General features: G+C 58.6%; 7 protein-coding genes and 1 pseudogene. 4 read left to right on the forward strand and 4 right to left on the reverse strand.

Going from position 1 to position 6,829, the window contains the following annotated elements; genetic code table 11:
* Positions 1-131 (forward strand): annotated as a pseudogene (locus ACFFAR_RS20220) (glycerol-3-phosphate acyltransferase); the annotation flags it as partial.
* Between the two features lie 75 nt (positions 132-206).
* On the opposite strand, the gene ACFFAR_RS20225 reads toward ACFFAR_RS20220, so the two are convergent.
* A complete protein-coding gene (locus ACFFAR_RS20225; RefSeq protein ID WP_062167836.1) occupies positions 207-692 on the reverse strand; it encodes a YajQ family cyclic di-GMP-binding protein in 486 nt (161 codons plus the stop codon).
* A 125-nt stretch (positions 693-817) separates the two neighbouring features.
* Here ACFFAR_RS20225 and murB point away from each other — a divergent pair, with 125 nt between their 5' ends.
* The gene (gene murB / locus ACFFAR_RS20230; RefSeq protein WP_174365194.1) at positions 818-1,837 is read left to right on the forward strand and encodes a UDP-N-acetylmuramate dehydrogenase; all 1,020 of its coding nucleotides are present in this window, start codon (positions 818-820) and stop codon (positions 1,835-1,837) included.
* A gap of 62 nt (positions 1,838-1,899) precedes the next feature.
* Here murB and ACFFAR_RS20235 read toward each other — a convergent pair whose 3' ends face one another.
* Positions 1,900-3,129 (reverse strand): argininosuccinate synthase, encoded by a 1,230-nt coding sequence (locus tag ACFFAR_RS20235; RefSeq protein ID WP_062167832.1) that lies wholly within the window; start codon positions 3,127-3,129, stop codon positions 1,900-1,902.
* Positions 3,130-3,240: 111 nt separating this feature from the next.
* On the reverse strand, positions 3,241-4,170 hold the full coding sequence (gene argF / locus ACFFAR_RS20240; protein WP_062167831.1) for an ornithine carbamoyltransferase: 930 nt from the start codon (positions 4,168-4,170) through the stop codon (positions 3,241-3,243).
* 566 nt (positions 4,171-4,736) lie between these two features.
* Here argF and ACFFAR_RS20245 point away from each other — a divergent pair.
* Positions 4,737-5,066 (forward strand): DUF3579 domain-containing protein, encoded by a 330-nt coding sequence (locus tag ACFFAR_RS20245; RefSeq protein WP_062167829.1) that lies wholly within the window; start codon positions 4,737-4,739, stop codon positions 5,064-5,066.
* Between the two features lie 169 nt (positions 5,067-5,235).
* Here the strand turns inward: ACFFAR_RS20245 and rpsT are convergent, their stop codons facing one another.
* Positions 5,236-5,511, reverse strand: a complete 276-nt coding sequence (gene rpsT, locus ACFFAR_RS20250; RefSeq protein ID WP_047845158.1) for a 30S ribosomal protein S20 — start codon at positions 5,509-5,511, stop codon at positions 5,236-5,238.
* A 400-nt stretch (positions 5,512-5,911) separates the two neighbouring features.
* Between rpsT and murJ the strand changes: the two genes are divergently transcribed.
* Positions 5,912-6,829: murein biosynthesis integral membrane protein MurJ (gene murJ, locus ACFFAR_RS20255; protein ID WP_375508350.1), on the forward strand; the 918-nt coding region annotated here is incomplete at its 3' end.

Raw genomic sequence — 6,829 nt, forward strand, 5'->3', positions numbered from 1 at the left:
GCATCTCGCTGGCTGTTGCCGCGATGAGCGCGCTTTTGATCTGGCGGCATCGCGCGAATATCAAGAAGTTGCTCGACGGAAAGGAAAGCCGCATCGGGCAGAAGAAGGCGGCGGTTCAAACGCCTCAATAGAGGCCGCGCTAAAACAAGAAAGCCGCCTGAAAGGCGGCTTTCTATCTGCACATCAAGCTTTGCGAAACCGGTCCATCAGTCCCGGAAGTTGTTGAAGTCGAGCGGCGCGTCCGTCACGTCTTTCTTCAGCATGGCGATCGCGCTTTGCAGATCGTCGCGCTTCGTGCCATTGATGCGCACCGCGTCGCCCTGAATGCTGGCCTGGACCTTGATCTTGCTGTCCTTGACCATCTTGACGATCTTCTTTGCCAGGTCGCCGGTCACGCCTTTCTTGATCTCGACGACTTGCTTCAGCTTGTCGCCGCCGATCTTCTCGATCTTGCCGTAATCCAGGAATCGCACGTCCACATTGCGCTTTGCCAGCTTCGACAACATCACGTCCTTGACCTGGCCGAGCTTGAAATCATCGTCGGCAAAAAGCGTCAGGTCGCGATCCTTTTGCTCGATGCGCGAATCCGAACCCTTGAAGTCAAAGCGCGTGGAAATCTCCTTGTTCGACTGTTCGATGGCGTTTTTCACCTCGATCATGTTTGCTTCGCTGACGACGTCAAACGATGGCATTTGTATTCCCCTTCGTTGAGGCGAGGCGCCAGACTGCCTGCACGCACTCGCTATAATCACTAACCAACGTCATTCTACCGATGCCGTCCCGGTTTGCCCAAGACCACACCCTTAGTGCTGCCTCAATGCCCGAGTACGAACTCCTCTCCGACTACCCGCTGCTCGCGCACAACACCTTCGGTTTCGATGTCCGCGCCAGACTCGCGCTTCGGCTGACGGAAGAAGCACAGATCGCGGCGCTTGTTCACAACGAACGTCTCAAAGACAAGGCACGGCTAATTCTTGGCGGTGGCAGCAATGTGGTGCTGACGAAGGATTTCGATGGCGTTGCATTGCTGATGGAATTGCGCGGACGTCATGTAATCGATCAAGACGGCGAAGCGGTGTATGTCGAAGCCGCTGCAGGAGAAAACTGGCACGAATTCGTTGCATGGACCTTGTCGCAAGGCTTCCCGGGACTCGAAAACCTCGCGCTGATTCCCGGCACGGTGGGCGCGGCGCCGATCCAGAACATCGGCGCATATGGGCTGGAAATGGGCGAGCGCTTCGAACGCTTGCGGGCTATCGAGTTATCGACGGGCGAAACGCGCGAATTCGATCGCAACGCGTGCGCGTTCGGTTATCGCGACAGTTATTTCAAGCGGGAAGGGCGCGGACGTTTTGTGATCGTTTCGGTGACGTTTCGTCTGCCGAAAAAGTGGACGCCGCGTGCGGAATACGCAGACATTGCGCGCGTGCTGGAAAGCGGCGCGTCGGACAATCCGCAAGCGATCTTCAATGCAGTCGTCGCCGTGCGTCAGGCGAAGCTGCCCGACTGGCGCGTGCTTGGAAACGCCGGAAGCTTTTTCAAGAACCCGGTGATCAGCGCGGCCGAGTTCGATGCGCTCAAGGCGCGCGAGCCGGAACTCGTCTCGTACAAACAGCCGGACGGGCAATTCAAGCTGGCAGCGGGCTGGCTTATCGACCAATGCGGCTGGAAGGGCCGTTCAATCGGCGCGGCCGCCGTGCACGACCGGCAGGCGTTGGTACTGGTCAATCGCGGCGGGGCATCGGGCGCGCAAATCCTCGAACTCGCCGATGCGGTCAAACGCGACATCCACGCGCGTTTCGGCGTCGAGCTGGAAGCAGAACCGGTATGCCTTTGACGCGGCACTGATGCCCCATTAAAAAACCCGCCGAAGCGGGTTTTTCACATTTTCGATACCGCTCAACCACCACGCTTGCGGCGCGCATTTTCCGCAATCCGCATCCGCAGCGCATTCAGCTTGATAAACCCGCCGGCATCGGCCTGATCGTAGGCGCCGCCGTCGTCATCGAACGTAGCGATGTTCTTGTCGAACAGCGTTTCCTTCGAATCACGCGCGACCACCGTCACACTGCCCTTGTAAAGCTTCACGCGCGTCCAGCCGTTCACCTTGTCCTGCGTGTGATCGATCAGCACTTGCAGCGCGCGACGCTCCGGGCTCCACCAGTAGCCGTTGTAAATCAGCGCGGCATAACGCGGCATCAGGTCGTCTTTCAGATGCGCGACTTCACGATCCAGCGTGATCGACTCGATCCCGCGGTGCGCCTTGAGCATGATCGTGCCGCCCGGCGTCTCGTAGCAACCGCGCGACTTCATGCCGACATAACGGTTCTCGACCAGATCCAGCCGGCCGATGCCATGCTTGCCGCCAATCGCGTTCAGTTCGGTGAGCATGTCCGCCGGCGACAAACGCTTGCCGTTCAACGCAACCGGATCACCCTTCTCGTATTCGATATCCAGATACTCCGGCTGGTCCGGCGCATCTTCCGGCGCGACCGTCCAGCGCCACATGTCGGCTTCGGCTTCGGCCTTCGGATCTTCCAGGTGACGGCCTTCGAATGAAATATGCAGCAGGTTTGCATCCATGGAGTAGGGCGCGCCACCTTGCTTATGCTTCATTTCGATAGGAATACCTGCCTTTTCCGCGTAAGCCAGCAGCTTTTCACGAGACAGCAGATCCCATTCACGCCACGGCGCGATCACCTTGATGCTTGGCTCGAGCGAGTAATAACCCAGTTCGAAACGCACCTGATCGTTACCCTTGCCGGTCGCGCCGTGCGAAACGGATTGCGCGCCCACGGCACGGGCGATCTCGATCTGACGTTTCGCGATCAGCGGACGTGCAATCGACGTTCCGAGCAGATATTCGCCTTCGTAGACCGTGTTGGCGCGGAACATCGGGAACACGAAGTCGCGGACGAATTCCTCACGCAGATCTTCAATGAAAATGTTGTCCTGCTTGATGCCGAGCTGCAGCGCTTTCTTGCGCGCCGGTTCGAGTTCTTCGCCCTGACCGATGTCAGCGGTGAACGTCACGACTTCGGCGTCGTAGTTGTCTTGCAACCACTTCAGGATGACGGAGGTATCGAGGCCGCCCGAGTAGGCGAGCACGACTTTTTTGATATCGCTCATGGTGAACTCGTATGGCTGGAAAACGGTGTGCGCCGGGCTTTCAGCGCGCGGAAAACCGCTATTTTGACACTAAATGGCGGTCATTCCGGATTTTCGGGACGATGCGGCGTTTCAATGATTGAGTTTGCCGAGCAGCAGATACTCCATCAACGCCTTCTGAACGTGCAGACGGTTTTCGGCTTCGTCCCAAACCACGCTTTGCGGACCGTCGATCACTTCGGCGCTCACTTCTTCCCCGCGATGGGCCGGCAGGCAATGCATGAAGAGCGCGTCCGGATTCGCGCGCGACATCATGTCTGCATCGACGCACCAGTCGGCGAACGCCTTCTTGCGCACTTCGTTCTCGGCTTCGAAACCCATGCTGGTCCAGACGTCCGTGGTGACCAGATCGGCGCCGGTGCAGGCGTCGTTCGGATCAGCGAACTCTTCGTAGAACGGCGCGCTTTCCGGCGCCACCAAGGTCGGATCGAGTGAATAGCCGGGCGGAGTGGACAGGCGCAACTTGAAGCCAAGGATCTGCGCGGCCTCGATCCACGTGTACAGCATGTTGTTGGCATCGCCAACCCAGGCCACCGTTTTCCCCGCGATAGGACCACGCAATTCGTAGTACGTGAAGACGTCGGCGAGAACCTGGCATGGGTGATATTCGTTCGTCAGCCCGTTGATCACCGGCACGCGCGAGTTTTCGGCGAAGCGCTCGATGATGTGCTGGCCGAACGTGCGGATCATGATGATGTCGACCATGCGCGAGACGACCTGAGCCGCATCTTCGATAGGCTCGCCGCGTCCCAGTTGCGTATCACGCGTGCTGAGGAACACGGCATGGCCGCCGAGCTGGAAGATGCCGGCTTCAAACGACAGCCGCGTACGCGTTGAATTCTTCTCGAAGATCATCGCCAGCGTTCGGTCGTGCAGCGGGTGATAGGTCTCGTAGCTCTTGAACTTGCGCTTCAGAATGCGTGCGCGTTCGAGCACGTAGTCATAGTCGTCGAGGGAGAAATCCTTGAACTGCAGATAGTGGCGAATTTTTTTTTCGGTCATGAAATGCGTACGGCGGCTTCAGCCGGCAATTGCGCCGGACGGCGCCGCCGTCGTGGTGGTATTGAATTTCAGCATAAAGGAAATTCTGCCGTTTGACGAGGTGGCCAAATAGCCGACGCGGTCCATCGTTGCCTGTCTTGCAGCCCGTCCAGCGCGGTTCAGCGGCTTTGTGTGCAGTGCGGAAAAAGGCCCTCTGCTGTATAATCGGCCTCGTTTCTCCGGCAGTCCTGACACCTGTCGACTGCTTTCAGTAGGGCTTCGAAGCGGCCTCACCTCGTCGCATTCTTGAGCGAGTGTATCCAGCGGGTTCGCGGACATGCTTTCGTGTTGCTGCCATCAGGAGGCCGCGAAGGAAGCTGAAATTGCGTCGAAAATAGGCTTGTCCTGGCTTATTGCACGCTCAGGCACCATTCGCGCCGGGCGTTAGGGTTGCACGTCGGAGTTCACGCGGGGCTTAACTGCAACAAGGGTCAGCGAGCCGGGCTTCGTTTCTGCTGGCTCATCTTGCCAATCGTGCATGCGCGTTTGCCGGCGGTTTCCGCTGGTCGTCAAACAGGTATTCCTACATGGCCGAAACAACCCCAACCGAATACTTCATCCAGGGCGTCACGTCGAACGGCAAGACCTTTCGGCCGAGTGACTGGTCGGAGCGGCTTTGCGGCGTGATGTCGGGTTATGGTCCAAAAAAACGCGGGCCGAATGCCCGGCTGACATATTCCATCTATGTACGCCCCACCTTGCTTGGAAACGTGAAGACGGTGATCCTCGATTCGCGGTTGCGCGAGATCGAACCCATGGCCTTCGACTTCGTGATGAACTTTGCAAAGGACAATGACCTGCTGGTGACGGAAGCCTGCGAGCTGCCGCCGCATCACGGAACGCAGCAGCAAGGTTGACAGGGGGAGGGCTTCTTCAACGTTAAATACGTGTTGAGGCCGTTTGACAAGTACACGACAAAAAACCCGCCAAGGCGGGTTTTTTCATTGCTGCTTTTCTTGCTCTAGTCCCTCAGCGCAAAAAGCATGAGCCTGTCACGCCGGAGGCATGCAGGCCGCAACGCAATCCTTAAGCAGCAGGTGCTTGCAGACCCTTGATAGCTGCCGACAGACGGCTCTTATGGCGAGCAGCCTTGTTCTTGTGAACGATGCGCTTGTCCGCAATGATGTCGATGGTCTTGACCGACGTCTTGTAGATTTCCGCAGCCTTGGCCTGGTCGCCGGCGTCGATTGCCTTGCGAACTGCCTTGATGGCCGTGCGGAACTTCGAGCGCAGCGCCGAGTTGTGCGAGTTTGCTTTCGCGCTTTGACGGGCGCGCTTGCGAGCTTGTGCGGTATTTGCCATGACGGTTCCTTATCCTGTTCCAGCTATGTGTTTCAGCGCTTCCCGTTTAGCTTCCGGAGCGAGCCCAGCTCAATGCCGGCCCGGCTCCGCACAAGATAAAACGAGGTCAATCCGATGCGCTGTTTATGATCAAACTCCCGGGATCGATTGCCCGAAAGCGCAAAAACGTCGAAAGAAGACGCGAAACCGCAGTGCCTGGTAACTGCTTACCCATGCCGAAAGCGGATTCAGGAGCTTCGAAACCGGCGATTATAGCAACGAAATCATGGGACTGGCAAGCACGGCACGTTCTGCAGAAGGCACGCCCCAGCCTTGGACAGGCGACATCTGCCAGCGGACAGGCTGTACAAGATACCACCGCCGTTGCAAATTCTAACGATTCGGGAATTGTTGCGACGCGTTGTGTTCATGGTGCCGCCCGTATAATGAGCGCCCCATGAATCTAATCCGAGCCCTCCTGACGGTCAGCGGTTTCACGTTGCTTTCGCGTGTAACCGGCCTGATCCGCGAAACGCTGATCGCGCGAGCCTTTGGCGCCAGTCAATTCACCGACGCGTTCTACGTCGCCTTCCGCATCCCGAACCTGCTGCGGCGCCTGTCCGCGGAAGGGGCGTTCTCGCAGGCCTTCGTGCCGATCCTCGCCGAGTTCAAGAACACCGAGGGCCACGATGCAACCAAGGCGCTCGTCGACGCCATGTCGACGGTGCTCGCCTGGGCGCTCGCGGTGCTGTCGCTGGCGGGCGTGGCGGGCGCGTCCTGGGTCGTGTTTGCCGTCGCCTCGGGCCTGGAGCACGATGGCCGCGCGTTCGGCTACGCGGTGACCATGACCCAGATCATGTTCCCGTACATCATCTTCATCTCGCTGACATCGCTGGCGTCCGGGGTGCTGAATACGTACCGGAAGTTCTCGCTGCCTGCGTTCGCGCCCGTGCTGCTCAACGTGTCCTTCATTGCGGCGGCGATTTTCCTCGCGCCGCATCTGAAAGTGCCTATCTACGCGCTGGCGTATGCGGTGATCGCCGGCGGGATTTTGCAGTTTCTCGTGCAATTGCCCGGGCTCAAGAAGATCGACATGATTCCGCGCATCGGCTGGAATGTTGTGAAGGCGCTGCGGCATCCGGGCGTGAAGCGCGTGCTGATCAAGATGGTGCCGATGACCTTCGGCGTGTCCGTCGCGCAACTGAGCCTGATCATCAACACGAATATTGCGTCGCGGCTCGGGCCGGGCGCGGTGTCGTGGATCAACTACTCCGATCGTCTGATGGAATTTCCGACCGCGCTTCTCGGCGCGGCGCTCGGCACGATCCTTCTGCCAAGT

Source organism: uncultured Caballeronia sp. (assembly GCF_964243625.1).
Taxonomy (GTDB): Bacteria; Pseudomonadota; Gammaproteobacteria; order Burkholderiales; family Burkholderiaceae; genus Caballeronia.